A 25,489-nucleotide genomic window follows, 5' to 3' on the forward strand; every position below is an offset into this window, starting at 1 on the left:
ATACGGCGGCGGCCCCCGGCCCGTCACTTGACGGTACGGGGGCCGCCGCCGTGCCGGGGCCTCAGTCCTCCAGCAGCCGTTCCCGCAGTCGGCCGCGGGTCTCCGGGGTGAGCTTCAGGCCCTCGGTGAGGTAGGTCTCCGTCGAGCCCCAGGTGGACTCGATGGTGTCGAAGGCCGCGTGCAGGTACTCGGCGCGGGCGTCGAAGAGGGGTGCGAGCAGCGCCATGACCTCTTCGGACATGCCGGCCGCCGAGCGGTTGGAGCGGCGCACCTTGTAGCGGCGGCGCGGGTCGTTGGACTCCAGATAGTCCGCCTCGATGGCCTCCCGCTCCACGCCCACCGCGAGCAGCGTGATCGCGATCGACAGGCCCGCGCGGTCCTTGCCGGCCGCGCAGTGCATCAGCGCCGGCACGCTCTCCTCGGCTATGGAGTGCAGTATCCGGCTGTGGTCGGCGGTGCGGGTCGAGACGATGTGCCGGTACGTGCGCGCCATCCGGCCCGCCGCCTGCCCGTCGCCCAGCGCCGCGCGCAGCTGGTCCAGCTCGCCGTCGCGCACCATCGCCCAGAACTCCGCGCCGTCGGCCGGGTCGGTGAGCGGGATGTTGACGTGCCGCACGCCGGGCAGCGTGACGTCGGGGCCCTCGAGCTTGATGTCGGCGGCGTTGCGGAAGTCGAAGATGGTGTGCAGGCCGAGGGTGCCGAGGAAGGCGGCGTCCGCCTCCGTCGCGTGTGCCAGGTGACCGCTGCGGAAGAGCCGGCCCTGCCGCACCCGCCGCCCGTCGACCGTCGGCAGCCCGCCGACGTCCCGGAAGTTGCGCACCTCGGTGAGCAGGGGCTCGGTCGACCGGACCTGGGGCGGCTGCTGCGTCGTCACGGGCGCGCTCCTTTTACGTCGGCCGCCGACGCTGCTCGTCGGCGAGCGGGCTGATTCGACCATACGGCACTGGTGCAATAGGCAACTAGCTCGTCCGGCCACTGATCGTGACCGTACGCGGTCGGGATGCGGTCGGTATCGGCCCGCGCTGCCGTCGCTCGACGTCCGTCTCGGCGTGGGGCTGGTGTCCACTCGTATTCCGACTTGGGCAGAATTTGACTGAGTGGCAATCATCACCTGCCGTCAACCCATGGTTACGGTGGCGTAGGTCACTCCTGAAGGTGAAGTATGTCCTGACGTGGCAGAGGATTCGAAGAAGATAAGCAGCAGGGAAAGTGGCCCGTTCGGGTCGTACGCGGCCATCGGGGACAGCTTCACCGAGGGCGTCGGCGACCCCGGTCCGGACGGCACGTTCATCGGCTGGGCGGACCGGCTCGCGGTCCTGCTCTCCGACCGCCGCCCGGAGCACGACTTCCGGTACGCCAACCTCGCCGTGCGGGGCCGGCTCCTGGACCAGATCGTCGCCGAGCAGGTGCCGCGCGCCAAGGAGCTGGGCCCGGACCTGGTGACCTTCTGTGCCGGCGGTAATGACATCCTCCGGCCCGGCTCCGACCCGGACGCCGTCGCCGAGCGCTACGCCGCCGCCGTCGCCGACCTCAAGGAGTCGGTCGGCACGGTCCTGCTGTGCACCGGCTTCGACACCCGTGACATCCCCGTGCTCAGGCACCTGCGGGGCAAGATCGCCACGTACACCGCCCATGTGCGGGCCATCGCCGACCAGTACGGCTGCCCGGTCCTGGACCTGTGGTCGCTGAAGTCCGTGCAGGACCGCCGCGCCTGGAGCGACGACCGGCTGCACCTCTCGCCCGACGGGCACACCCGGGTGGCGCTCCGTGCGGGGCAGGTGCTCGGCCTGGACGTGCCGGCCGAGCCGGACCAGCCCTGGCCGCCGGAGGCCGCGCGTACCGCGGCCGACGCCCGTCGCGAGACCATCCACTGGGCGCGCGAACACCTCGTGCCGTGGATCGGGCGGCGGCTGCGCGGCGAGTCCTCGGGCGACCACGTCACGGCGAAGCGGCCCGAGCTGGCGCTGCTGGAGGCCGACGCGGCCGCGCTCGCCGAGGCGGCCGCATCGATCCGCTAGTACGCGAGATCCCCTAGTGCCCAACGCCCACTAGCACGCGAGGTCCGCCCACACGACCCGGCCCCGGCCGGTGTCGGCGGGCCGTACGCCCCAGTCCTCCGACACCGCGCCGACCAGCAGCAGGCCGCGCCCGCACTCCCGGTCCGTGCTGCGCGGCTGGGCCTGCGGCCGGGAGTCGCTGTGCCCCTGGTCGGTGACCGCCACGCGCAGCCGCGCGCCGTCGAGGGTCAGTTCGCAGGAGACCCGCTCGCTGTCGGTGTGCCGCACCGCATTGGTGAAGAGCTCCGAGACCACCAGCTCGGCGTCGTCGCGCAACTGCTCGGTGACGCCCCATGTCCGCAGCGCGGTGGTGACTCTTCGGCGGGCCTCCGGAACGGAGGTGCGCAGCGCCGGCAAATGGAAGGCGTCGCTGAGGAGTTGGACGGCGACGCCGCCGCATCCCCTTAACGATTCCGCGTTGTGGGAGGAAGGCACACCGTAACTATGTGCGATGTTGAACAAGCTTGGCAAGGACCAACCTGTAAATTGCAGAATCGTCGTGACAGTCTGTTGGCGCTTCTGATGGCATGACACACTGCTGAGCACGTAACTCAGTTGGAGGAGATCACAAGTGGTGGACGCACGGTCGGGCGGGGCGCCGACCGTCCTGCGGGTAGTCCTCGGCAAGAGGCTGCAGGACCTTCGAGAGAAGGCCGGACTCTCCTTCGAACAGGCCGCAGAGGCACTGGACGTCACGCACGCGACCGTACGCCGCATGGAGAAGGCCGAGGTCGGGCTGAAGATCCCGTACGTGGAGAAGCTGCTCGCCACCTACGGTGTCACCGACGCCGAGGAGAGCGAGACGTTCGTCGCACTCGCTCGGGAGGCCAACCGCCCTGGCTGGTGGCACCGTTTCCGCGACGTACTGCCCGACTGGTTCAGTGCGTACGTCAGCCTGGAGAGCGCCGCCAACCTCATCCGCGCCTACCAGCCGCACTACGTACCCGGCCTGCTGCAGACCGAGGGCTACGCGCGCGCCGTGCTGCGCGCCGGCATGCCGCACGCCGCCCCCGAGGAGATCGACCGCTCCGTCGCCCTGCGCATGGAACGCCAGTCGCTGCTCCGCCGCGACAACGCGCCCATGCTGTGGGCCGTGCTGGACGAGACGGTGCTGCGCCGCCCGGTCGGCGGCGCCGGCGTCATGCGCGAGCAGCTCGACCGGCTGATCGAGGCCACCGAACTGCCCAACGTACGGCTGCAGATCATCCCCTTCGCCACCGGCCCGCACCCCGCCATGTACGGGCCGTTCCACATCTTCCGGTTCCCGATCCCGGAGCTGCCCGACATCGCGTACGCGGAGAGCCTGGTCGGCGCCGTGTACTTCGACCAGCGCGGCGATGTCTCGCAGTTCCTGGAAGCGCTGGACCGGATGTGCGCGCAGGCCGCGCCCGCACACCGCACCGCAGCCCTTCTGAGTGGCTTTCGCAAGGAGATCTGAACCATGGATCGCATACGCATCTACAACGGCATGCCCGCCAGCGAGCTGGGCAGCGAGGGCTGGCACAAGCCGTGGAGCGGCGGCAACGGCGGCGAGTGCGTCGAGGCGATGAGACTCAAGGACGGCCGCGTGGCGCTGCGCCAGTCCACCGACCCCAACGGCCCGGCACTGATCTACACCCACGGCGAGATCGAGAGCTTCATCCGGGGCGCGAAGGCCGGCGAGGCGGACTTCCTGCTGCACGGGGTGCCCTGCGTGTGCGGGGACCGGAGGAGCGCATGAGCGATCAGACCTTCCCGGCGGAGCACAGCCCGCTCGCGGACCACAGTCTGCCGGCGGAGCGGGGCTTCACGGCGGACGAGATCGACACCAGCAGGCCGCATCCCGCGCGGATGTACGACTACTACCTCGGCGGCTGGGACAACTACGCGATCGACCGCGAGGCCGCCGACGAGGTGATCCGCGCCCACCCGCAGGTCCGCGACAGCGCCCGCGCCAACCGCGCCTTCATGCAGCGCGCCGTCCGGGACGCGGCAGCCGCCGGCATCCGGCAGTTCCTCGACCTCGGCACCGGCATCCCCACCTCGCCCAACACCCATGAGGTGGCGCGCGAGGAGAGGCCGGACGCGCGGGTGGTCTATGCCGACAACGACCCGATCGTTGCGACCCACGCGGGCGCCCGGCTCACCAACGCACCGGGCACCGGCTTCGTCCTCGGCGACGTCCGAGACCCGAAGACGCTGCTCGCCGACCCGGCGGTCCGCTCGCTGATCGATCTGGCGCAGCCAGTGGCGGTGCTGCTCGTCGCCGTACTGCACTTCGTACGCGACGACGAGGACCCGGCCGGGGTGGTCGCGGCGCTCGCCGACGCGCTGCCCGCCGGGAGCCGGCTGATCCTCTCCCATGCCACGGGCGAGCCGTACGAGGAGTACGCGGAGGGCCGCACGGACGAGGTGGCGCGGGACGGCGTCCTGAACGTCTACAAGAACGCCACCGCCACGCTCAACCTCCGCGACAGGGCCGAAGTCCAGCGGCTCTTCGGCCCGTTCCGGCTCCAGGAGCCGGGCGTCGTCCGGGTCCCGCTGTGGCGCCCGGACGGCCCCGTGCCCACCGCCGAAGAGATCAACAACACGATCTTCTACGGCGGGGTGGGCATCAAGGAGTGAAGCTCACGGGTGAGGCTCACGGCGTGAGGCTCACGGGGTGAGCGAAGGGGCCCGCAGCTCAGCGGCGGGCTCCTCCTCTTCCGCCGCTGCCGCGAGCAGCTCCTCCGCCGTGATGAGCGCGGTGTGCGTGCCCTCCGACGTACAGGCGTGCGCACCCGCGAGCGTGCCCAGCCGGGCGCACTCCTCCAGCTCGTGCCCGGCCAGCCGACCGTGCAGGAAGCCGCACACGAAGGCGTCGCCCGCGCCGTTGCTGTCCACCACCGGCGCCGCCGGCACGGCCGCGGGGACGTGCCGCGGCGTGGAGTCGTCCGGCGTGAGCAGATACGCGCCGCCCGCGCCCGCCGTGGCGATCACCGCCTCGGCACGGCCCTCCCGCAGAATCTCCCGCATCACCGCGCCGATCCGCTCCCCGGCACCCGCCGCGCTGAGGAACACCAGGTCCGAGCGGAGCGCGAACTCCCGGTGGTGGTCGGCCAGCCCGTCCCAGTCGTGCAGATCGGTGGAGACGGGCACGCCCAGCTCCGCGATGTCGTCGAAGAGGAACCGCGCGAAGTGCATGATCGACAGATGCACGTGCCGGGTCCGGCGGAGGTACGGGAAGTAGTGCTCGGGCGGCATCCGCAGATCGAGCGGGTCCCGGCCGTCGTAGAAGGACGTGCGGCGGCCGTCGGGGGAGACGAGGTTGACCGCGCGGCGGGTCCCGTGCGGGGAGACCATCGGATCGAAGTCGACGCCGGTGCCCTTCAGCCGCTCCCTGACCAGCTCGCCCTCGTGGTCCGCACCGATGAAGTCCACGAACGCGGTGGACAGCCCGAGCGCCGCACAGCCGAGCGCGACGCCCGTGCCCGTATGCCCGGCCCATTCCCGGATCGGCGGTACGGCGAAGGAGTCGGCCTGCGGAACCGGCAGTGCGCCGACCCGGACGATCGTGTCCACACCCGATCCGCCGACGACCAGCACGTCGTACGGCTGCGTCGGCCGGGTGTCCTGGTGGAGTCCCTGCTGGAATGTCACAAGTGTCCTTGAATCCCTGGCTGGTGAGACCGATAACGGCCCATTGGGGTCGCTTCGGGGAGTGTAGACGCCATGCACCCCGCGCAACGGCAAGTCACTACCCCGTCACCCGCCGGGACGTGCCCGGCACTGCCCCCACCACCGCTTTCCGGACAGCCCCCGCGCCGCACCCGCCCCGTGCGGTCCGCCCGGCGGGCCCGCCCCCGCGTGTTGCTCAGCCCGCGGGACCCGCCTCCGCGGGCCGTCGGGCGCGGCGTCACTTGGCCGATACCCGATGCCGCGCGGCCCGGGGGATGATGGAGACATGGAGGGCGAAGCGGACGGACTGTTTCCGCGCGAGGTGTTCCCGCGCGAGCGGACGGAGGTGGCACCCGGCGCCGTACACGTGCCGGACTGGCTGGACTCGGGGGAGCAGCGGGAGCTGCTGGCGGCGTGCCGGGAGTGGGCCAGGGAGCCCGCCGGGCTGCGGACCGGACGGACCCCGGGCGGCGGCGTGATGTCCGTCCGGCAGGTCTGCCTGGGCTGGCACTGGAGCGCGGTGCCGCGCTGCCCGGACTGCGGCCGTGCGGTCCGGCACAACCCCGGCTGCCCGGGCCGGCACTCCTACCCGTACGCCTACACCCGTACCGTCGTGGACGGCGACGGCGCGCCCGTGAAGCCCTTCCCCGAACGGCTCCGCACGCTCGCCGGCCGGGCGCTGACGGCCGCGTACGGCAGCGGAGCGGGCGCGGCACCGTACGCACCCGACGCGCCGTACGACATCGCCCTGCTCAACTTCTACGGCGACGACGCCCGGATGGGCATGCACCAGGACATCGACGAGCGCTCCGCCGCGCCCGTGATCTCCGTCAGCCTCGGCGACACCTGCGTCTTCCGGTTCGGCAACACCGAGACCCGGAACCGGCCCTGGACCGACGTCGAGCTGCGCAGCGGCGACCTCTTCGTGTTCGGCGGCCACTCCCGGTGGGCGTACCACGGGGTACCCCGCACCGCACCCGGCACCGCTCCCGCGGCACTCGGCCTGAAGGGCCGCGTCAACCTCACCCTGCGCGTCGGCGCCCTGGAACGGCCCGCCCCGCGGCCCTGAAAAACCGGATGCGCGCCCGCCGGAGCCGGCGGCACGCTGGACCATGGGCTGGACGACGACGGACGACCTCGACACCTTCCTGACCAGCGCGGGCGGCTTTCTGCGCGCCCGCCCAGCCGAGCACACGGTGCTGCTCGGCGTCACGGCCACGCTGGCCGCCGCGGGCCCGGCGGCCTACGGCGACGAGCCACCCCGGTACGGCTGGTGGCGCGGCCCGGACGGCCGGACCACGGGCGCGTTCCTGTGGACCCCGCCCCGCCCACCGGTGCTCTCGCCGATGCCGGACCGGGCCGCCGCCGAGCTCCTGGACGCCCTCGCGGCCGGGCCGCTGCCGGTCGGCGGGGTCAACGGCGCGCGGCCCGCCGCCGACGCGTTCACCGCCGCCTGGGAGCGCCGCACGGGCCGCGCCGCGCTCCTCCGTACGCACCTGCGGCTCTACCGCCTGGGGGAGCCGGCCCCGCCGGACCCGGCGCCGCGCGGCAGCGCCCGTGCCGCCACCGCCGCCGACCGCGGCCTCCTCGTGGACTGGTGGGGCGCGTTCGCGCGCGAGAGCGGCGGCGAGCCGGACGGGCACGACCGCGCGGTCGACGACCGGCTGTCCTACGGCGGGCTCACGCTCTGGGAGGCCGACGGGCGCCCGGCGTCGCTGGCCGGCCTCACCCGTACGGTCGGCGGCATGGCCAGGGTCGGCCCCGTCTACACACCGCCCGCGCTGCGCCGCAACGGCTACGCGGCAGGCGCCACGGCCGCGGTGACGCGCGGCGCGCTCGCGACCGGCGCCGAGCAGGTGCTCCTCTTCGCCGACACCGCCAACCGCACCAGCACGGCCCTGTACGAGCGGCTCGGCTACCGGCCCGTCGGCGAGCACCGCCGCTACGACTTCCCGCAGGGCACGCCGTCCCAGTGAGGCACTCGGTGCCCGGGCGGACCGGACTGTTCTCCTCCGCCACGACTCTCCCGCCGACCGGCTGGGTAGCCGTCCCCCGACCGGCGGTACGCGGAATGCGTGGGCCGGTCGCGAGGTTGCCCGTTGAGGGTGATGGTGTTGTGACCGTCCCGAACCTGGAGGTGTCGTGACCGCTCCCCGCTCTTGGCGCATGAGTACCGGCTCGTGGCGCACCGCCGCATTCGGCGCAGTGCCCACAGGAGAGCGCCTGGCCAGGATCCGCCGCTCCCCGCAGTTCGTGGACGGGCAGTTCCGCAACCCGGTCGTCACCCGGCAGCTGCTCCAGGGCTCGACGCTGCCCATGGTCCGTACGCAGCTCAACAGGGACGGCCGGCTGCGCAGGGCACCCGTGGGCGAGGTCCCCGTCCACCACCCGGCCGCCGCCGACTGGGCCCGGCCGCCGGCCTCCGGGCTGCGCATCACCTGGATGGGTCATTCGAGCGTGCTGGCGGAGATCGACGGACAGCGGGTGCTGTTCGACCCGGTCTGGGGCGAGCGCTGCTCGCCGTTCACCTGGGTCGGGCCGCGGCGACTGCACCCGGTGCCACTGCCCCTGACGGAGCTGGCGCCGGTCGACGCCGTCGTCATCTCGCACGACCACTACGACCACCTCGACATGCCCACCATCCAGGGCCTGATCGCCACCGGCACCGCCTTCGTCGTGCCGCTCGGCATCGGCGCCGACCTGGAGTACTGGGGCGTACCGCCGGATCGGATCACCGAGCTGGACTGGCACGAATCGACGCACGTGGGCGAGCTGACGCTGACCGCCACCCCGGCCCAGCACTTCTGCGGGCGCGGGCTGCGCGGCCCGCAGCACACGCTGTGGGCGTCCTGGGTGGTCGCCGGGCCCGAGCACCGCGTGTACCACAGCGGCGACACGGGCTACTTCGGCGGCTTCGCGGAGATCGGGAAGGCGCACGGGCCGTTCGACCTCACCATGATCCAGATCGGCGCGTACAGCGAGGAGTTCTGGCCCGACATCCACATGACGCCCGAAGAGGGCCTGCGCGCCCACCTCGACCTCGGCGGCGGCCGCCCCGCGGGCGTCCTGCTGCCGATCCACTGGGGCACCTTCAACCTCGCGCCGCACCCGTGGGCGGAGCCGGCGGAGCGCACGGCAGCGGCGGCCATGGCGGCCGGCGCGAAGCTCGCGGCACCGGTGCCCGGCAAGCCGTTCGAGCCCGCCGACGAGCTGACCGTGGAGCCGTGGTGGCGGGCCGCCGCGGTGCCGCCGGTGCACGGCTGGCCGGCCTGGCCGCCGAAGGGGCCCGCGGCGATGGCGAGCGGAGCGGGGAGCGCGCCGGCCGCCGGGGAGTGAGCGGCGGCGGAAGCGGAGCCGGAAACGGAGTCGGTCGGGAATGAACGCCCGGGCAGCGAACGGCAGTTCGTACCGCTTCGCACTGGCGTGCGGGGGACGGTAACTCAGGGAGGTGGCGCGGGGTAGCGAAACCTCGAAGTCCGTCTGATCGGCCCCTCCGCAACAACTAGCGTGCGTGCTCCGCGAACCGCCGACGGCCGATCCGGAGGGCGCCGATGCCTGCTGCATTTCCCCAGGGGACGGGGACCGAAGTGTCCCAGGACTCCCCCGAATCCCACGGGACCGGGGGGACGGGGGGAATGGTTCCCGCACCGCTGCCCGGGCGGCGGCGGGACCGTGAAGGCGCCCGGCACAGCCGTGTACCGCTCCGCGAGACGGCCGCCGACTCCGTCATACGCGTCCGCCTCGTCCGCCTCGCGGCCGTGCCCTGCCTGCTCGTCGCCGCGACCTGCTCCGCCGTGACCGCCTTCATCGCCCGGTCCGGCGGCCAGCCGCTCAGCGGCGCCGCCTGGACCGTCCTCGGCTGCGGCTTCGCCCTCGTGTGCGGCATCACCGCGGTCGCCTGCGCCGCCGCCACCTCCGAGGCCCGCGCCACCGTCCAGCGCTACGCCCGGCTGCGGGAGGTGTGCGCCCGCAGCCAGTCCGACCTGTACGCCCTCGTGCACCGCGTACGCCAGGGCGAATGGCTCCAGCAGCGCGCCCCCGAACCGCTGCCCCGGCCCGCCGGCGACACCCTCGACCTCCTCGTCCACGACGTCGCCGCCGCCGGCCGCGCCGCCGAGACCGCCGTCATCGACGCGGTCGCCATCGCCCGCGGCAACGCCAGCGGCAGCGAGCAGAAGGTCGAGGTCTTCGTGAACCTCGCCCGGCGCCTGCAGTCCCTGGTCCACCGCGAGATCGAGCTGCTGGACGAGCTGGAGAACCGGGTGGAGGACCCCGATCTGCTCAAAGGTCTCTTCCACGTGGACCACCTCGCCACCCGCATCCGCCGGCACGCCGAGAACCTCGCCGTCCTCGGTGGCGCCATCTCCCGCCGCCAGTGGTCCCGCCCGGTCACCATGACCGAGGTCATGCGCTCCTCCATCGCGGAGGTCGAGCAGTACCCGCGCGTCAAGCTCGTACCGCCCATCGAGGGCACGCTCCGCGGCCACGCCGTCGCCGACGTCATCCACCTCCTCGCCGAACTCGTCGAGAACGCCACCGTCTACTCGGCCCCGCACACCCACATCCTGCTCCGCGCCCAACTGGTCACCGCGGGCCTCGCCGTCGAGGTGGAGGACCGGGGCCTGGGCATGGACGTCGAGGAGCAGGACCGGATGAACGCGCTGCTCGCCGACCCCGACCACGTCGACGTCGCCGAGCTGCTCAACGACGGCCGCATCGGCCTGTTCGTGGTCTCCTCGCTGGCCCGCCGGCACGGCGTCGTCGTCCGCCTGCAGAGCAACATCTACGGCGGCGTACAGGCCGTACTCATCCTGCCGCAGGGCCTGTTGGGCGACGAGCCGACCGAGGAGGCGGCCGGCGAGGCCGACGGTGCCGCTGCCAGGCCCGCCGTCGCCGCCGCGCCGCCCGCCGACGCCCCGCGCCGCCGCGTCGTACGGACCGCCAACGGCCACGCCGACCTCGATGCCGGTCTGCTGCCGCCCGCAGCAGCCCCGCCGCGGCCGGACCGCCCGGCACCGCCCGCCGCCCGTCCGGCACCGCCCGCACCGGCCGCCCGCCCCGCCACGGTCGGCGCGTACACCGGGGGCGCCCACACCGCGCACACCGCGCCGGGAGCCCCCGAAGGCGCCGCCGCGGGGCCCACCGACCCGCGCCGGGACGCCGCACACGACGATGCGCGCGACCCCGGCAGCGGCCGGACCGCGGCGGCGGACGCTCCCACCGCCGCCGCGGCCCCCGGGCCCGAGACCGGCCCCGGCCCCGTCGTCCTGCCCCCGGCCCCGCCCGTGACCACCGGCGACCGCCCCCGGCTGCCGCGCCGCCGCAAGCAGGAGCACCTCGTCCCCGAACTGCGCGCCGACCCCACCCCGCCCGGCGGCACCCGCACCGCCGGCCGGCCCGAGCCCGAGCACGACCCGAACCTGATGGCCGCCTTCCGGCGCGGCATCACCCGCGCCGACGACACCTACGACACGACAGCGGACCGGGGCACCGCCTACGACAGCACCACCGCTTATGACAGCGCCGCCTACGACACCGCCGCCCCGTACGACAACACCGGCACCGGACCGGCCCCGAGCCGCCCCCGAGGAGACGACCAGAACCATGGTGAGTGACGTTCACGTACAGTCCCAGCGACACGGCGGCCGGCCGACGACGGACCTGTCCTGGCTGCTGACCGGACTCGTCCAGCGCGTACCGCACGCCCGCAGCGCCCTGCTGCTCTCCTCCGACGGGCTGGTCAAGGCCGCACACGGCTTCGAGCCCGACAGTGCCGACCACATGGCGGCGCTCGCCTCCGGCCTGTACAGCCTGGCCCGCAGCGCCGGCGTCCGCTTCGGCGACGGCGACGACGTCCTCCAGGTCGTCGTGGAGCTGGAGTCCACCCTGCTCTTCGTCTCCACCGCCGGCTCCGGCGCCAACCTCGCCGTACTCGCCTCCCGCGAGGCCGACGTCGCCGTCCTCGGCTACGAGATGGGCATGCTGGTCAAGAGCGTACGGCCCTACCTCGCCACGCCCGCGCGGCACCAGGCGCAGGCGGGCAGGCACTGAACATGGCGGTACGTCGCCGGAGACGGCAGGGGTCGGAGCCGCTCTGGCTCGACGACGAGGCCGGCCGCCTGGTCCGTCCGTACACCGTCAGCAACGGACGGACCCGCCCTACCGCGCACTTCGACCTGCTGACGATGGTGATCGCCACCGGCAAGCGGCCGGTGACGTGCCAGGGCCCGGACTACATGCAGGTCCTCGGTCTGTGCGGCGGCCCGGTCTCGGTGGCCGAGGTCGCCGCCCATATACGGCTGCCGGCGGTGGTCACCAAGGTGCTCCTCGCCGACCTCGTGGACTGCGGAGCCCTCACCGCCCGGGCCCCCGCGCAGAATCCGCAAGGCCCGTCGCACTGTACCGACCGAGCACTCCTGGAGGCGGTGCTGCATGGACTCCGACAGCGTCTTTGAAACGACCAGTACTTTTGAACCGTATGCGCCGGCCACCACCCCCGCCGGCGACCCCTTTCCGTCCGCCCTGAAGATCCTCGTCGCGGGCGGCTTCGGGGTCGGCAAGACCACCTTCGTGGGCGCCGTCAGCGAGATCGAACCGCTGTGCACGGAAGAACTCCTCACCCAGGTCAGCATCGGCACCGACTGCCTGGACGGGGTCGAGGAGAAGACCACCACCACCGTCGCGATGGACTTCGGGCGGATCACCGTCAGCACCGACCATGTGCTGTACCTCTTCGGCACGCCCGGCCAGCAGCGCTTCTGGTTCATGTGGGACGAGCTGTCGGCCGGCGCGCTCGGCGCCGTGGTCCTCGCCGACACCCGGCGCCTGGAGGACTGCTTCTCCGCCGTCGACTTCTTCGAGCGCCGCGGCATTGAATTCATCGTCGCGGTCAACCAGTTCGACGGTTCCTTCCACTACGAACCGGACGAGGTGCGCGCCGCCATAGACCTCTCACCCAGCACCCCGGTCGTGCTGTGCGACGCCCGGCACTGCAGTTCCGCGACCAACGTCCTGGTCTCCCTCGTCCAGCACCTTCTGACCCCCGCCTTCGCTACGGAGCTGCCATGAACCGGCCCGCGTCCCGCCTGCCCGCACCCACCTACGACCCCACCCGGCACCTGCTGCTGACGCCCGACGACGACGAGGCGCCGGCGCGGGTCGCCCGGCTGCGTACGCTCGGCATCGGCGAGACACCGCTGCCCGCCTTCGACGACTTCGCGCGCAATCTCGCGCGGACCACCCAGGCCCCGTACGCCATGGTCAACTTCATCGACGAGCACCGGCAGTACTTCGCCGGGCTCTACACCCCTGCCGAGGAACAGGCGCCGGTCGAGCTGGGGCCCGCGCCGGCCAGCGCGCAGCCGGGCCGGGTGATGGCCCGCGACCACGGCTACTGCCCGCACGTCATCGTCCGTCGCAAGGCCCTGGTCCTGGAGGACGTCTGCGACTACCCGCGGTTCGCGGGCAATCCGGTCGTCGACGAGATCGGCATCCGGTCCTACCTCGGCGCGCCGCTGATCGACCGTACCGGCATGGCGCTCGGCACGGTCTGCGTCGTGGACCTCGAACCGCGCCCGTGGGGCCGCGAGGGGCTGGAGACCATCAAGTCCATGGCGGCCCGTCTGGTCGACCAGATCCACCGGATGGAGCGGGAGCGGACGGACGGGCTGTGAGCCCGTCCGAGCTAGGTCGTGTCCGCAGAGTCCCGTCGTCCGCCCGGAGGGCGGGGCCCGCGGCGTCTGGTGCGTGCGATCGCAAGGCGGAGGGTCGTCCTCGTAGTGGGTCTACGTGGGCGATCCCGACAACGCAGCGCCCGTTGTGCGTGCTCTCCCGCAGTAAGTCCTGTGCTGTCACCCCGTGAGCAGGCCCGCTCCCGCGTACGCGTGGTGGTGGTCGCACTCCTCCGTCCGGTCCTCCGTACGGACCCGGTCCGAGAGCCGGCCGGACCATTCGCCTTGCGCTGTGCCCAGGGCCAGCTCGCCCAGCCGCAGCAGCTGGACGTCGGAGGTGCCGGCCGGCGCGAAGATGTGGTGCGCGTCCCGCAGATAGCGCTCCACCGGGCGGTCGGTGAACAGCCCGCACGCGGCGTGGATGTCCATCGCGTCGCGCGCCGACTCGATCGCCGACTCGACGTTGACGAGCTTGGCGTTCATCAGCTCCGCGTCGCAGTTCTCGCCCCGGTCCAGCAGATGCACCGCGTGGTACGCCGCGAGCCGCGCGGTCAGCAGCCTGGACTGGATCCGGCCCAGCTTGAGCTTGATGTTGGTCAGCGCGTGCAGCGGCTTGCCGTAGCGGTGCCGCTCCGCGCAGAACCGTGCGGTCTCCTCCAGGACCGCCTGGTGGATGCCGAGGGAGACGGCGGTGAGGTTCGGGCGGCCGTACAGCACGCTGGAGGAGTAGGCGACGGACAGCCCGTCGCCCTCCCGGCCGAGGAGGTTCGCCGCAGGGACCCGGCAGTTGTCGAAGAAGAGCTCGCCGAAGCTGAAGCCGTGCAGGCCCATCGTGGCGGCCTGCGGGCCGACCCGGAAGCCGGGGCGGTCGTGCTCGACGAGGAAGGCGGACAGGCCGTGCGAGCCCTCGCCGGTGCGCACGACGACGCCGTGCAGATCACCGACGTGGCTGTTGCCGACGTATATTTTGCGGCCGTTGAGGATGTAGTCGTCCCCGTCGCGGACCGCGCTGCTGGACATGCCGAGCACATGGCCGCCGGAGTGCGGCTCGGTGACCGCGATGGTCGGCAGGCACTCGCCCGCGGCGATGGCGGGCAGCCAGGTCTTCTTCTGCTCCTCGCTGCCGAAGTGGATGATCTTCGCGACACCGAGCTGGGACGCCTGCACCATCGCGCCCATGGCGGCGCTGACCCGGGACAGCTCCTCGATGATCACTGTCTTCGCCAGGTGCCCGGCCCCCATGCCGCCATAACCGCGCTCGACGGTCGCGCCGATCCACCCCTGGCGGGCGATCCGGCGCGACAGGGCATGGCAAACGGAACGGCTTGCCTCCATCTCTGCTATGCGGGGGCGTACTTCGCGCTCTGCGAAGTCGCGCACCCTGTGCCGGAGTGCCTCATGCCGCTGGTCGGTGAAGTAGCGATGCAAGACGAGCCCTCCTCCGCGATGCGTCCGTACTAGTTGCTCTGTGTCATCCGGTACGTGTCATTCCTCGATCGAATCCGGACAGTTGTTCTGCGGTTACCCCGAGTGCAATACCCGTTGGCATACCTGGTGCAGGACGCATAAAACCTCTACTCACCGCATTTATGCGAAGACATTGGAGTGCGCATTGATCCTTCACCACCCTGTGGGGGCGTCACATGCGGAAATGCAGAACTGAGGCAGGAGTGATCAGAGTTGCTCGCCGAGTGGGTACGTGTGACCGAATTTCATCGTGGTCTCATCACCCGCTGAAGGCGTAGCGCACGCACGTCCGCCACTCGTCCCGGCGGATCGAGGGCGGGTCAGGTGGCGGCGGGCGACGGTCTGCCGGTGCCGTACACCGGCGCACGCCGCCCGCGCCACCCGACGCCTCCCCCCACGTACGTCCGGTGGGCTTCCGTACGGTCAGTGCTCGGGCCCGCAGCAGGAGTCCCGCCGGAGCTGCCGGCCCACCGCCCGCCAGTCCTCCGCGCCGGCCGCCCGAGCCGTGCGCGGCCGGTCCGCCGTGAACGCACCCACCAGGTCCGCCTGTTCGTACAGCCGCCCGCCGCGCAGCACTCCCGTCGTGCGGACCAGCGTGTTGAAGTCGTCGAACGGATCGCCGTCCACGAAAGTCAGGTCCGCGAGCCTGCCCTCCTCCAGCGTCCCCAGGTCCCGCTCCGCGCCGAACACCCGGGCCGGCAGCGCCGTCGCCGTGCGAAGCGTCTGCGCGACGGTCAGCCCGGCGCCGTGCAGCGCGCGCAGCGCCAGATGCAGCGAGAGCCCGATCGCCATCAGCGGCGCATCCGTACCCAGCGCGACCAGCCCGCCCTCCGCCAGCACCCGCCGGTAGAACGCCGTCTCCCGGGCCAGGTCCGCCAGCTCCTTCTCCGTCGGCCGGTGCGCCGCGTCCTCCTGGACCAGCGCCACGTCCCACGGCGGCATCAGCGTTGTCACCCGCGGGTCGTCCGCGAGCCCCGGATCGGCCCCCAGCAGCACCCCCGCCGTGAAGGGCGTGGCGACCAGATGGAAATCGGTCCCGGTGTAGATCTCGGCGACATCGCTGTACGTACGGGCCGCCGCCGACGTTGCCCGCCCGAACTCCAGCCGCTGCGTCGCCTGCAGATGGGTCGTCAGATCCTGACCCAGCTGCACGCCCGGCGTCAGCAGATGGCTGCCCGACCGCACCCCCAGCCGTTCGTGCGCGAACTCCGCCGCCTCCTGCATGATCCAGCCCGGCGCCCGGACGTACGTCTTCACGAAGTCCCAGTCCAGCGCCGCACCCCGGGCCAGCGACCGGCGCAGCCCCGCGCGCGTCCGGTGCGCACGCCCCATGCTGTACGCCACCCGCGCCCCGTCCAGCAGCTCCCCGCAGCTCAGCAGCCGCGGCCCGGCGAGCACCCCGGCGGCGACCGCCTCCCGCAGCCGCGCCTGCTCGTACGAGAAGCCGCCGAACGACACCGCCGTGGTGATCCCGTACGCCAGCTGCAGCGCGGTCTGCCGCCCGCCGTACGTCAACTGCCACGGATGCGTATGCGAATCCCACAGGCCGGGGATCACCGTACGCTCGGAGGCGTCCACCCGATTCGCCGCACGGCGCCCGGCACGGTGCGGCGCGACCGCCGCAACCCGCCCGTCCCGGATCACCACGTCCACGTCGTCCCGTACGCCTTCGCCCACGCCGTCCCAGAACCGGCCCGCGTGCACGACCGTGTCCGCCGTCGGCGCCCGCCGGTGATCCAGCCGCAGCGGTACCGTACGCGGCGTCCCGCCGGCCGCCGGCACCGTCCGCAGCCGCCCGGCCGAAAGGTAGAGCAGCGTACGGGAATCACCCGACCAGGACGGATGGTCCGCCGCCTCCTCCGTGAGCTGCCGCGGCGCGCCGTCCGGCGTGCCGTCGGGCCGCACCGGCAGCAGCCACAGCGCGGACTCGGCGACCAGCGCCAGCCACCGCCCGTCCGGCGACCACACCGGCCCGGAGTCGTACCGGTCGGAGAGCGACACATGCTCGTCGGCTGCATACAGCCGACTGGCGCCCGTCGTCGTGTCCAGTACCCGGATGAGGTTGTAGCCCTCCCGGAAGCGCTGGTTGAGCCGGTTGCGGTCGCAGAGCGCGAGGTACCGGCCGTCCGGCGACCAACTGGGCCGCCCCGGCAGCCCGCCCGCACCGAGCGGCGCCGCCAGCTTCCGCTCCGTACCGGCGTCGAGGTCCCGCACCACGAGATTGCCCGACATGTCCAGCGCGGCCAGCCGCCGCCCGTCGGGGGAGAGCGCCGGTTGCACCCGGCCGCCCTCCGCGAGCACGCTCTCCTCACCCGTCGCCACGTCCCGGCGGCGCACCGCGTACAGCCCGTCCCGGTCGTCCGCGTACACCAGCGCCCGGCCGTCCCGGGTCCAGGACGGCGCCAGAAGGTAGCGCGTCGCGCCCGTCTTCACGATGCGGCGCGGCGCGCCACCCGAAGTGGGCGCCACCCACAGCCCGTTGAGCGCGGCGAAGGCGAAGCGGCGGCCGTCGGGGGAGAGCGCGGGCAGATGCACGCCGCGCACCGGGCGCGCACCGTCCCGCTCGAAGCCGTAGTCCTTGACCCGGTACCGCGGCCGCTCCACCGGCATCGCCGCGGTGAACGGAATGGCCTCGGCGGCGTCGGGCCGCTCCGGCCGTACGACGGTGAACCGCCCGCCCACGGTCAGCAGCAGCTCCTCGCGCGAGACCCAGCGCGGCGGCACCGGCATCACGTCGCCGTCGACCGGAACCGCCGCCCCGTCCACGACCAGCGTGCACGTGGGCCCCGGGGCCGGCGTGGTCCGCACGTAGGCGAGCCGCCCGGCGGGCGACAGCGCGGGCACCATGACCTGCGCGGCGGCCGTCTCGGTGTGCTCGATGACCACCGGCCCGCGGCCGTCCGCCGGTACGGACGCGACCGTACGGGACTCCAGCACGGCCCCCGCCATCCGCCCCCGTACGAACCAGATCCGCGCACCGTCCGGCGCCCACACCGGATCGAAGTCCTCCCACGCGCCGCCCTGGTGCGGACCGTCCTGGTCCGGCACCCCCGTGACCCGCGTCAGCTTCCCGCTCGCGAGCTCCAGCACCCAGATCCGGTACGGGCTGCCCGTCACCGGGTCGCCACCGCGCTCCGACGCGAACGCGATCCGCGTGCCGTCCGGCGACCAGGCGGGCCCCCGGTCGTCCCACGGCCCGTCCGTGACCTGGCGCAGCGCCGAGCCGTCCGGGGCCAGCGTCCAGATGTGGAAGCCGCCACCCTGGTACGCACAGACCGCCAGCCGCGAGCCGTCCGGGGAGAAGACCGGGCGGGTCGGCTCCAGGAGGGGCGGGGTGAGCGCCTTCGCCGTACCGCCCGAGCGCGGCACGGACCACAGCACGTTCTGGATCTCCGCGATCAGCCGCTCGCCATCGGGGGCGAGCGTGGCCGCGCCATTGGTGGCGGCCGTGAAGGAAAGGGTGTCGGCGGCGCGGGCGGCGGCCGGCACGGGCACGCCCACCAGGCCCACGGCGGCCGCGGCCGTCGCGGTGCCCTGCAGGAAGCGGCGGCGGGAGAAGGGTGAAGGGGCGGCGGTGGCGCCGGGGAAACTGTCCGTGGTGTCCAACGGTCCTCCTACGACAGGGGATACGTGTGGTGCACAACCGGTCAGGAACCCGCTGATCTTTCCACGCACTGGACCGGACTGGTCAACACCGCACGCGTCGCCCCTTGGCGCACACGGTCACCGGAGGAGAAAGTGTCCTGGTCCGCCCACCCGCGTCAGCAGTCAGGAGACGACGCCATGCAGCAGGACTTCCACGAGGCGCCCGACGGCACCCGAGTGGCCACCTACAGCTGGCTCCCCGAGAGTGGCCGCCCGCGCGCCCTCGTACAGATCGCGCACGGCGCCGCCGAACACGCCCGCCGCTACGACCGCTTCGCCCGCTTCCTGGTCGGGCACGGCTACGGCGTCCTCGCCTCCGACCACCGCGGGCACGGCGCCACCGCCGCGTCCACCGGCGGCCGCGGCGTCGTCGGCGAGGACGCCTGGCGCCGCATCGTCGACGACCTCAGGGCCATCGGCGACACGGCGCGCGGACTGCATCCCGGCGTGCCCTTCGTGCTGCTCGGCCACAGCATGGGCTCGATGCTCGCCCGCGACTACGCCCAGGAGTACGCCGACGGGCTGGCCGGACTGATCCTCTCCGGCACCTTCCGCACGCTGCCCGGCGCCGAGATCGAGGGCTCGATCGGCGCGTTGGAGGCCGAGGCGGCGGAGCGCGGCCGCACCGCGCTCTCCGACTTCATCCCGCGCCTCTTCGGCTCGTTCAACGACCCTTATCCGCACCGCACCGGCTTCGAGTGGCTCTCCCGGGACGAGGCCGAGGTCGACGCCTACGTGGCCGACGAGGACTGCGGCTTCCCCTTCTGCGCCGGGCTCGCGCTGGACTGGGTACGTGCGGCCCGCAAGGTCAACGACCCGGCCAACCTGGCCCGCACGCCCCGCGACCTGCCCGTCCACCTCGCCGTCGGCGACCAGGACCCCTGCAACCAGCGGATGACGCTCGTCTATGAACTCCTGGAGGACTTCCGCTACCTGGGCACCGAGGACCTGACCTGGAAGGCGTACCCCAACGCCCGCCACGAGATCCTCAACGAGACGAACCGGGAGGAGGTGCAGCGGGACTTGCTGGGGTGGCTGGAGAAGCACATTGTCAGTGGCGGCCGCTAGCTTGAGGAGTGTGTGGCGGCGGTGGGGGAGGGGCCCTCGTCACTGAACGGGGAGAGGGAGGGGCCCTGCCCAGGGACGCGCGCGCCGGCTCCCGATCACCCCCCGAAGAACCCCGCGATCCGCCCCCGCAGCGACGCCGCATCCAGCCCCTGCGCAGCCAGATGCGCCGCCATGTCCCCGTAACGCCGCAGTTCCTGCCGCCGTACACCGAGGCCCAGCACGCGGTGCGGGGTGTCCTGCAGCGCCTCGCCCGCGGACGCCGCCGACGTGCCCGCCAGATACGGCTCGACCAGTACGACGTCGGCGGCGTCCGCCGCCCCGATCGCCGCCCGCAGCGCCGCGCCGTCGAAGGGCCGTACGGTCGTCGCGTACAGCACCGTGACGTCCAGCCCCTCGGTCGCCGCCAGCACACCGTCCAGCATCGGCCCGACCGCGATGACGGTCCCCGCCCGCCCCTCGCGCACCGTCAGGAACCGCCGGCCGTCCACCGCCCGCGCCGCCTCGTTGGTCTGCAGGGACAGCCGTACGTACACCTTGTCGTCGCCGGCCGCCGCGGCGTGCCGCAGCAGCGCCTCCGCCTCGTCCGGATGCCCCGGCACATGCACGGTCCACCCGTCGAGCGTGTCCATCAGCGCCACATCCCCCGGCGCCATATGGGTGAAGCCCCCCGCCGGCCAGTCGTACGACCCACCAGCACTGACCAGCACTCCACCCACTCCCTGATGCCCGAAGTCCAGCTTCACCTGCTCGAAGGGCCGCTCGACCAGGAAGCTGGCGAAGGTGTGCACGATCGGACGCATCCCGGTCAACGCCAGCCCGCCGCCCACGCCGACGAGCAGCTGCTCCCGGATACCGACGTTCACGACGCGGTCCGGGTGCCGGTCCATCGCCGCCCGGAAGCCGTCCACGCCGATCTCGGCGAGCACGACGGCCAGCCGCGGATCGTCGTCCAGCAGTCGCGAGGTGACCGTGGCGAAGCGTTCCCGCATGGTGTCCATGGCTCATGCCTCCTTCGGCTCGACGCGGGCGACGACGGCGTGCGGCCGTCCCGGATGCGGTGCGGTGTACGCCGCGTACAGCGCGCCGTGGTCCCGCCCGTCGACCGTACGTGTGGACCACCCCGCCGCTTCGAACCGCGCGGCGATCCCACCGTCCCTCGGGTACGAAGCCGACCCGTTGTCCAGAACGACCACATGCAACCTGTCCAACCCGGCAGGCCCCGCATAAGCGATCGCCTCGTGGTTACTGCCCTCATCCAGCTCGGCGTCGCCGATCAGCACCCATACCGCGGGCCCGGTCAGTCCCTGCGCCCGCAGCCCGAGCGCGGTACCCACCGCGAGCGGCAGCCCGTGCCCGAGCGACCCGCTGCCGATCTCCGCGCCCGGCACGAGCTGCCGGTCCGGATGGTGCCCGAGCGGCGAGTCGTACCCGCCGAACCCGGGCAGCCACTCCACCGGAAAGAACCCCTTCGCGGCGAGCACCGCGTAGTACGCCATCGGCCCGTGCCCCTTGGACAACAGAAACCGGTCCCGGTCCGGGTCCTCGGCGCTGTCCGGCGAGACCCGCAGCACCCGGTCGTACAGCACCCAGAGCGCGTCGAGTGTGGAGGTCGCCGCGGGCCCGTGCTTCTCGTCCCCGGTCATCAGCCCCATGAGGTACGGAAGCCGTTCGTACGAAAGCGGCACGTACCCGTCCCGCTCCCTCGTGAGATCGCTCATCACATCCGTCATGCCACCCACCGTGCAACCTCAACCAAACTTGAGGTCAAGCACTCGAGGTCAAGGACTCATGCCGTTGGGTCAAGGCCGATGGGCATCATCTGCGCGGCGCTCAAGACCGAGCGCCGCCTGCATGAAGAAGACAGTCGTCGTCGGACGCTGAATGGATGGTGTGCTCATGAGAAGCAGCGTGCCGCCCGGCGACCCGCGCAACATGAGTAGCGCTACTCACCCCGCCCCGGCCATCCCACTCACCTCACCCACCCCTCCCGCCATCCCGCAGCGCGCACCCTCTGACATGGGGTATTGTTCTCGTGCACGGCCGCCCGGGAGTTCCCGAGCGGGCCCGGCACCGGGACGTGGCGCAGCTTGGTAGCGCACTTGACTGGGGGTCAAGGGGTCGCAGGTTCAAATCCTGTCGTCCCGACCAGCATTTATGCGGGTCGAAGGCCGCTTTCTCCGAAGGGAGAGGGCGGCCTTTGTGGTGTTGGTGTGGTGGTGGTCGTCGCTCCAGCGTTGCGTGCCGAGCGGGCGGCGGCTGCGGCGGCTTCGGTCAGGAAAATGGCGTCGGCGGCCAGGAAGAAGAGTCCGACGCCGTCGGCGTGCCACTGGTCGATGCGGCCGGGGTCCGGCTGGAACAGGCCGGCCGTGCGCCGGTGCGCCCGGGCCGCTCGTACCACCGAACGCAATGCGGCGTCCAGCGGCTCCCCGGTGGCGCCGATCGCCACCGAGAGGTCTCCAGGGGCGGCGTAGAGCGCGTCGATGCCGTCCACCGCCGCGACGGCATTCGCGTTACGGACGGCGAGCGGGCTCTCCACCTGGGCCACGAGCAGCAGCTCGTCGTTGGCGCGGGCCATGTAGTCGGCGAGGTCCTGATTGTACCAGGACGCGCGCCCGGGGTAGCCGCCGCGTTCACCCAGCGGCGGATAGCGCGTTGCGCGCACCGCCCGCTCGGCATCGGCCGCGGTGTCGACGCGGGGGACGACGACCCCGGCTGCGCCGCTGTCGAGCGCGGCGGCGATCAGCTCGGGGCGGTTGTCGGCCACCCGTACCAGCGCGGGCCGGCCCGCGACGTCCGCGGCGCGGACCAGGGACTCCACCGCGATGCGGCCGATGGGGGAGTGCTCCGTGTCGATGCACACGAAGTCGAACCCGGAGGAAGCCACCATCTCCACGACACTCGGGTCCGGGATGGTGCAGAAGGTGCCGACCAGGGGTTCGCCGTTCGCCAGACGGCCGCGCAGGTCGGAGTGTGGACGGGGCATTCGTTCTCCTGAAGTCGTAGGTTCTCTTGGAGGCGAAGGTTCTCCTGGAGACGTACGAAGTGTTCAGTGCTGGTGTCGGCTGAGTGCCTGCTCCGGGGCGTACGTCTGCTCCTGCGGCGTCCGCGTCCTGCCGCGCCGGTGGTACCGGAAGTAATAGACGGCGCCGAGGACGGCCAGCGTCGGTATTCCCAGGGCGTCCGCCACGAGCATCTCCGGGACGCGCAGGCCGGTGGCGAGGATCGACAGCAGAGCGATGATGCCCAGCACGGGAACCGCGCGGCCACCGGGCAGTCTCAGCGTGGAGGCGGGCCGATCGCGGTGGCGTCGGAAGGCCATCAGGGTGAGCAGGATGATGATCCAGGTCGTGATGACGGCGATGCTGGCGAGCGACATCATGAACGAGGCCACGCCGGAGCCCAGGAAGCCGGTGAGAACGGCGGCCAGGACCATCCCGGACGCCGAGACCATGACCGCCCGCCGGGGCACGCCGTGGGAGTCGGTGGCGGCGAGCGACGCCGGGGCCAGTCCGTCGCCGCCCAGGGAGTGCAGTATCCGAGTGCCGGCGTAGAGATTGGCGTTGGCAGCGGAGAGCGCGGTGATCAGCACCAGCGCGTTGGTGACGGCTGCTGCGGCGGGGATGCCGGCGGCCGAGAACATCGTCACGAAGGGGCTGCTCTCGACCGACCCGCCGGAGTTGGCCCGCTGCCACGGAGTGACGGCGAGGATGACGGTCAGGGCGCCGATGTAGAACAGACTGAGCCGGAACATCATCGACCGCATCGCGGTACGCAGGGCCCGCGGGGCGTCCTCGGTCTCCGGGGCGGAGATGGCGATCAGCTCGATTCCGGCGAAGCTGAAGATGACCACGGCCATCACCAGCCAGACGGCGATCCCACCGTTCGGGAAGAAGCCGCCGTGTGCTGTGAGGTTGGCGAGGCCCACCGCGCGCCGGTCGGGCAGACCGAAGAAGACGAGAGCGGCGCCGATGACGAGGAAGACCACGATGGCGATCACCTTGACGGCACTGAGCACCGACTCCATCGATCCGAACGACTTCACTCCGGCCAGGTTGACGGCGGCGATCAGCACCGCGAAGACCACGACGGAGAGCGCCAGGGGGACTTGCGGCCACCAGTACGTCAGGTAGATCGCCGCCGCCACGACCTCGCTGCCCACCGCGAGGATCACTCCGATCCAGTACAGCCAGCGCACGGCGTATCCGGCGAACGGCCCGAGATAGCGCGCGGCGATGGTCCCGAACGTCCCGCGGACGGGCAGCGCGCTCACCATCTCCGCGAGGGCGAACGCGACCGTGAGCGCGATGGCGGCACCCACGGCGTAGCTGACGAGGACCGCGGGGCCGGCCGTGCCGATCGCCGTGCCGGCACCGAGAAAGAGCCCGGTGCCCAGGGCCGACCCGAGTCCGAGCAACGCCATCTGACGTTGCGTCAGGCCCTGGTGGAGCCCGGTGGCGGTGTCCTGTGCCACATCCTGTGCCACGTCCTCTGCCATTACCGCTGCTCCTCGAGCCGCTTGCCGTAGCCGATCAGCCGGACACAGACGGTCACGGCCCGGATCGCTTCCTCCAGGTCCTTGAGGTCCGCGTAGGTGGGGGCGATACGGATGACGGTGTCGTTCGGGTCATCGCCGTACGGATGGGCGGCCCCTGCCGGAGTCAGCAGCACGCCGGCCTCGGCGCATTGCCGTACGACCGCCTTCGCACAGCCGTCCGGGACCCGGAGGGTGATGAAGTAGCCGCCCTTGGGGTCGGTCCACTCCGCCAGCCCCGTGCCGCCCAGCTCTTGCCGGAAGATGCGCTGTACGGCCTCGAACTTGGGCCGCAGCAGGGCGCGGTGCCGGGCCATGTGCGCGAGCACTCCGTCCGCGGACCTCAGGAACTGGGCATGCCGCAGCTGGTTGATCTTGTCGGGGCCGATCGTGCGTCCGTTGCTGTGGTCGAGCTTCCATTCCACGTTGACGGGGGAGGAGCCGAAGAACGCAACGCCGGCACCGGCATGCGTGATCTTCGAAGTGGAGCCGAAGACCAGTACCCGGTCCGGATTGCCGTGCTCGGCGCAGGTGCGGAGTATGTCGCCGACCTCCACCTGCTCCTCGGTCAGATGGTGGACGGCGTACGCGTCGTCCCAGAAGATCCGGAAGTCCGGCGCGGCGGTCCGCATCCGGGCGAGCCGTCGCACGGTCCGCTCGCTGTACGTCACGCCGTCCGGGTTGCTGTACTTGGGCACGCACCAGATGCCCTTGACGGCCGGGTCGTCGGCGACCAGGCGCTCGACGACGTCCATGTCCGGGCCCTCATCGGTCATCGGGACCGCGACCATGTCGATGCCGAAGCGCTCGCACAGCGCGAAGTGCCGGTCGAATCCGGGAGCCGGGCAGAGGAACACAATGCGCTCCTCGTCCAGCCAGCGCGACGTACCGCCGGGGACGCCGTCCAGCAGGGCCTGCACCAGACAGTCGTGGATCAGCGCCAGGCTGGAGTTCCCCGCCGCGAGCAGTTGATCAGCGGGGACCCGCAGCAGCGGCGCGAAGATCTCGCGCAGTTCGGGCAGGCCCATGCCCCGGTCTCCGGCGTAGTTGCGGGTATCCACGCCGTCCCGCGTCAGATGGCGATCGGCCGGCAGACGCAACAGCTCCGCGGAGAGGGCGAGCTGCTCGGCGGACGGCTTGCCGCGGGTGAGGTCCAGCGAGAGGCCGCGCGCGGCCAGCGCCGCGTAGTCCTCCCGGGCGCGATCCAAGGACGCGGACAGCGCGTCGATGCCCGTGAGCGTTTCCACCGCACATTCCCTTCGGTTGACTGCGACCGGGCGCGTCAAGGCTGAGGAGCCCGCGCCCGGTGGTGGCAGTCATGATGGCCGTCGCCCTGGCGGTGATCTCCGGTCGGTGGAACGAAAGTCATGGCTCGGGTTGTGCGATTGAACGAAAGCGACGAAGGCGACGGCGTC

General features: G+C 72.2%; 23 protein-coding genes and 1 tRNA gene. 14 read left to right on the forward strand and 10 right to left on the reverse strand.

What is annotated here, in order from left to right:
* Positions 1-61 precede the first annotated feature (61 nt).
* On the reverse strand, positions 62-874 hold the full coding sequence (locus tag IF04_RS0108990) for a tyrosine-protein phosphatase (protein WP_030253277.1): 813 nt from the start codon (positions 872-874) through the stop codon (positions 62-64).
* Between the two features lie 298 nt (positions 875-1,172).
* On the opposite strand from IF04_RS0108990, the gene IF04_RS0108995 reads away from it, so the two are divergent.
* The gene (locus IF04_RS0108995; RefSeq protein WP_051830932.1) at positions 1,173-2,018 is read left to right on the forward strand and encodes an SGNH/GDSL hydrolase family protein; all 846 of its coding nucleotides are present in this window, start codon (positions 1,173-1,175) and stop codon (positions 2,016-2,018) included.
* 30 nt (positions 2,019-2,048) lie between these two features.
* Here the strand turns inward: IF04_RS0108995 and IF04_RS0109000 are convergent, their stop codons facing one another.
* Positions 2,049-2,492, reverse strand: coding sequence for an ATP-binding protein (locus IF04_RS0109000; RefSeq protein WP_245654342.1), 444 nt, complete (start codon positions 2,490-2,492; stop codon positions 2,049-2,051).
* Positions 2,493-2,628: 136 nt separating this feature from the next.
* Between IF04_RS0109000 and IF04_RS0109005 the strand changes: the two genes are divergently transcribed.
* The 3 genes from IF04_RS0109005 to IF04_RS0109015 are packed head-to-tail and all read left to right on the forward strand — an operon-like array spanning position 2,629 to position 4,661.
* Entirely contained in the window at positions 2,629-3,495 is an 867-nt protein-coding gene (locus tag IF04_RS0109005) for a helix-turn-helix domain-containing protein (protein WP_030253284.1), read from the forward strand.
* Between the two features lie 3 nt (positions 3,496-3,498).
* On the forward strand, positions 3,499-3,777 hold the full coding sequence (locus tag IF04_RS0109010; RefSeq protein ID WP_030253286.1) for a DUF397 domain-containing protein: 279 nt from the start codon (positions 3,499-3,501) through the stop codon (positions 3,775-3,777).
* Positions 3,774-4,661 (forward strand): SAM-dependent methyltransferase, encoded by an 888-nt coding sequence (locus IF04_RS0109015; protein WP_051830934.1) that lies wholly within the window; start codon positions 3,774-3,776, stop codon positions 4,659-4,661. Before IF04_RS0109010 ends, IF04_RS0109015 begins: the two co-directional genes overlap by 4 nt.
* 30 nt (positions 4,662-4,691) lie before the next feature.
* Here IF04_RS0109015 and IF04_RS0109020 read toward each other — a convergent pair whose 3' ends face one another.
* Positions 4,692-5,675, reverse strand: coding sequence for a carbohydrate kinase family protein (locus IF04_RS0109020; protein ID WP_425428374.1), 984 nt, complete (start codon positions 5,673-5,675; stop codon positions 4,692-4,694).
* A 304-nt stretch (positions 5,676-5,979) separates the two neighbouring features.
* Here IF04_RS0109020 and IF04_RS0109025 point away from each other — a divergent pair, with 304 nt between their 5' ends.
* The 8 genes from IF04_RS0109025 to IF04_RS0109060 all read left to right on the forward strand — a co-directional run bounded on the left by IF04_RS0109025 (position 5,980) and on the right by IF04_RS0109060 (position 13,366).
* The gene (locus IF04_RS0109025) at positions 5,980-6,762 is read left to right on the forward strand and encodes an alpha-ketoglutarate-dependent dioxygenase AlkB family protein (protein WP_030253292.1); all 783 of its coding nucleotides are present in this window, start codon (positions 5,980-5,982) and stop codon (positions 6,760-6,762) included.
* Positions 6,763-6,805: 43 nt separating this feature from the next.
* Positions 6,806-7,669, forward strand: a complete 864-nt coding sequence (locus IF04_RS0109030; protein ID WP_030253294.1) for a GNAT family N-acetyltransferase — start codon at positions 6,806-6,808, stop codon at positions 7,667-7,669.
* 190 nt (positions 7,670-7,859) lie between these two features.
* Positions 7,860-9,029, forward strand: coding sequence for an MBL fold metallo-hydrolase (locus IF04_RS0109035; protein WP_078600041.1), 1,170 nt, complete (start codon positions 7,860-7,862; stop codon positions 9,027-9,029).
* Positions 9,030-9,328: 299 nt separating this feature from the next.
* Entirely contained in the window at positions 9,329-11,308 is a 1,980-nt protein-coding gene (locus IF04_RS0109040; RefSeq protein ID WP_106975570.1) for a sensor histidine kinase, read from the forward strand.
* Positions 11,298-11,744 (forward strand): roadblock/LC7 domain-containing protein, encoded by a 447-nt coding sequence (locus IF04_RS0109045; protein ID WP_030253300.1) that lies wholly within the window; start codon positions 11,298-11,300, stop codon positions 11,742-11,744. The genes IF04_RS0109040 and IF04_RS0109045 overlap by 11 nt, the downstream gene beginning before the upstream one ends.
* Before the next feature lie 2 nt (positions 11,745-11,746).
* Positions 11,747-12,148 carry a DUF742 domain-containing protein gene (locus IF04_RS0109050; RefSeq protein ID WP_030253302.1) on the forward strand — a complete coding sequence of 134 codons (402 nt, stop codon included), beginning with the start codon at positions 11,747-11,749 and terminating at the stop codon, positions 12,146-12,148.
* Positions 12,126-12,761, forward strand: coding sequence for a GTP-binding protein (locus IF04_RS0109055; protein WP_078600042.1), 636 nt, complete (start codon positions 12,126-12,128; stop codon positions 12,759-12,761). Before IF04_RS0109050 ends, IF04_RS0109055 begins: the two co-directional genes overlap by 23 nt.
* Entirely contained in the window at positions 12,758-13,366 is a 609-nt protein-coding gene (locus IF04_RS0109060; protein WP_030253306.1) for a GAF domain-containing protein, read from the forward strand. Before IF04_RS0109055 ends, IF04_RS0109060 begins: the two co-directional genes overlap by 4 nt.
* A gap of 177 nt (positions 13,367-13,543) precedes the next feature.
* Here IF04_RS0109060 and IF04_RS0109065 read toward each other — a convergent pair whose 3' ends face one another.
* Together IF04_RS0109065 and IF04_RS0109070 are read right to left on the reverse strand one after the other, a co-directional pair.
* The gene (locus tag IF04_RS0109065) at positions 13,544-14,791 is read right to left on the reverse strand and encodes an acyl-CoA dehydrogenase family protein (protein ID WP_051830936.1); all 1,248 of its coding nucleotides are present in this window, start codon (positions 14,789-14,791) and stop codon (positions 13,544-13,546) included.
* Positions 14,792-15,253: 462 nt separating this feature from the next.
* Positions 15,254-18,436 (reverse strand): amidohydrolase family protein, encoded by a 3,183-nt coding sequence (locus IF04_RS0109070; RefSeq protein WP_030253311.1) that lies wholly within the window; start codon positions 18,434-18,436, stop codon positions 15,254-15,256.
* A 177-nt stretch (positions 18,437-18,613) separates the two neighbouring features.
* On the opposite strand from IF04_RS0109070, the gene IF04_RS0109075 reads away from it, so the two are divergent.
* Positions 18,614-19,543 (forward strand): alpha/beta fold hydrolase, encoded by a 930-nt coding sequence (locus IF04_RS0109075; RefSeq protein WP_030253313.1) that lies wholly within the window; start codon positions 18,614-18,616, stop codon positions 19,541-19,543.
* Between the two features lie 95 nt (positions 19,544-19,638).
* On the opposite strand, the gene IF04_RS0109080 is transcribed toward IF04_RS0109075, so the two are convergent.
* On the reverse strand, positions 19,639-20,541 hold the full coding sequence (locus IF04_RS0109080) for a transketolase family protein (protein WP_030253315.1): 903 nt from the start codon (positions 20,539-20,541) through the stop codon (positions 19,639-19,641).
* A 3-nt stretch (positions 20,542-20,544) separates the two neighbouring features.
* Positions 20,545-21,261, reverse strand: a complete 717-nt coding sequence (locus IF04_RS0109085) for a transketolase (RefSeq protein ID WP_051831052.1) — start codon at positions 21,259-21,261, stop codon at positions 20,545-20,547.
* Between the two features lie 353 nt (positions 21,262-21,614).
* Between IF04_RS0109085 and IF04_RS0109090 the strand changes: the two genes are divergently transcribed.
* A tRNA-Pro gene (locus IF04_RS0109090) sits at positions 21,615-21,691 on the forward strand.
* Positions 21,692-21,695: 4 nt separating this feature from the next.
* Here IF04_RS0109090 and IF04_RS0109095 read toward each other — a convergent pair.
* From IF04_RS0109095 to IF04_RS0109105, 3 genes are all read right to left on the reverse strand, one after another.
* Positions 21,696-22,526, reverse strand: a complete 831-nt coding sequence (locus IF04_RS0109095) for an HpcH/HpaI aldolase family protein (RefSeq protein WP_063829450.1) — start codon at positions 22,524-22,526, stop codon at positions 21,696-21,698.
* 63 nt (positions 22,527-22,589) lie between these two features.
* Positions 22,590-24,038 (reverse strand): amino acid permease, encoded by a 1,449-nt coding sequence (locus IF04_RS0109100; RefSeq protein WP_063829451.1) that lies wholly within the window; start codon positions 24,036-24,038, stop codon positions 22,590-22,592.
* Positions 24,038-25,321 carry an aspartate aminotransferase type Ic gene (locus tag IF04_RS0109105; protein ID WP_051830938.1) on the reverse strand — a complete coding sequence of 428 codons (1,284 nt, stop codon included), beginning with the start codon at positions 25,319-25,321 and terminating at the stop codon, positions 24,038-24,040. Before IF04_RS0109105 ends, IF04_RS0109100 begins: the two co-directional genes overlap by 1 nt.
* Positions 25,322-25,489: the final 168 nt, after the last annotated feature.

Origin of the sequence: Streptomyces violens (assembly GCF_000717745.1) — a bacterium.
Classification (GTDB): Bacteria; Actinomycetota; Actinomycetes; order Streptomycetales; family Streptomycetaceae; genus Streptomyces; species Streptomyces violens.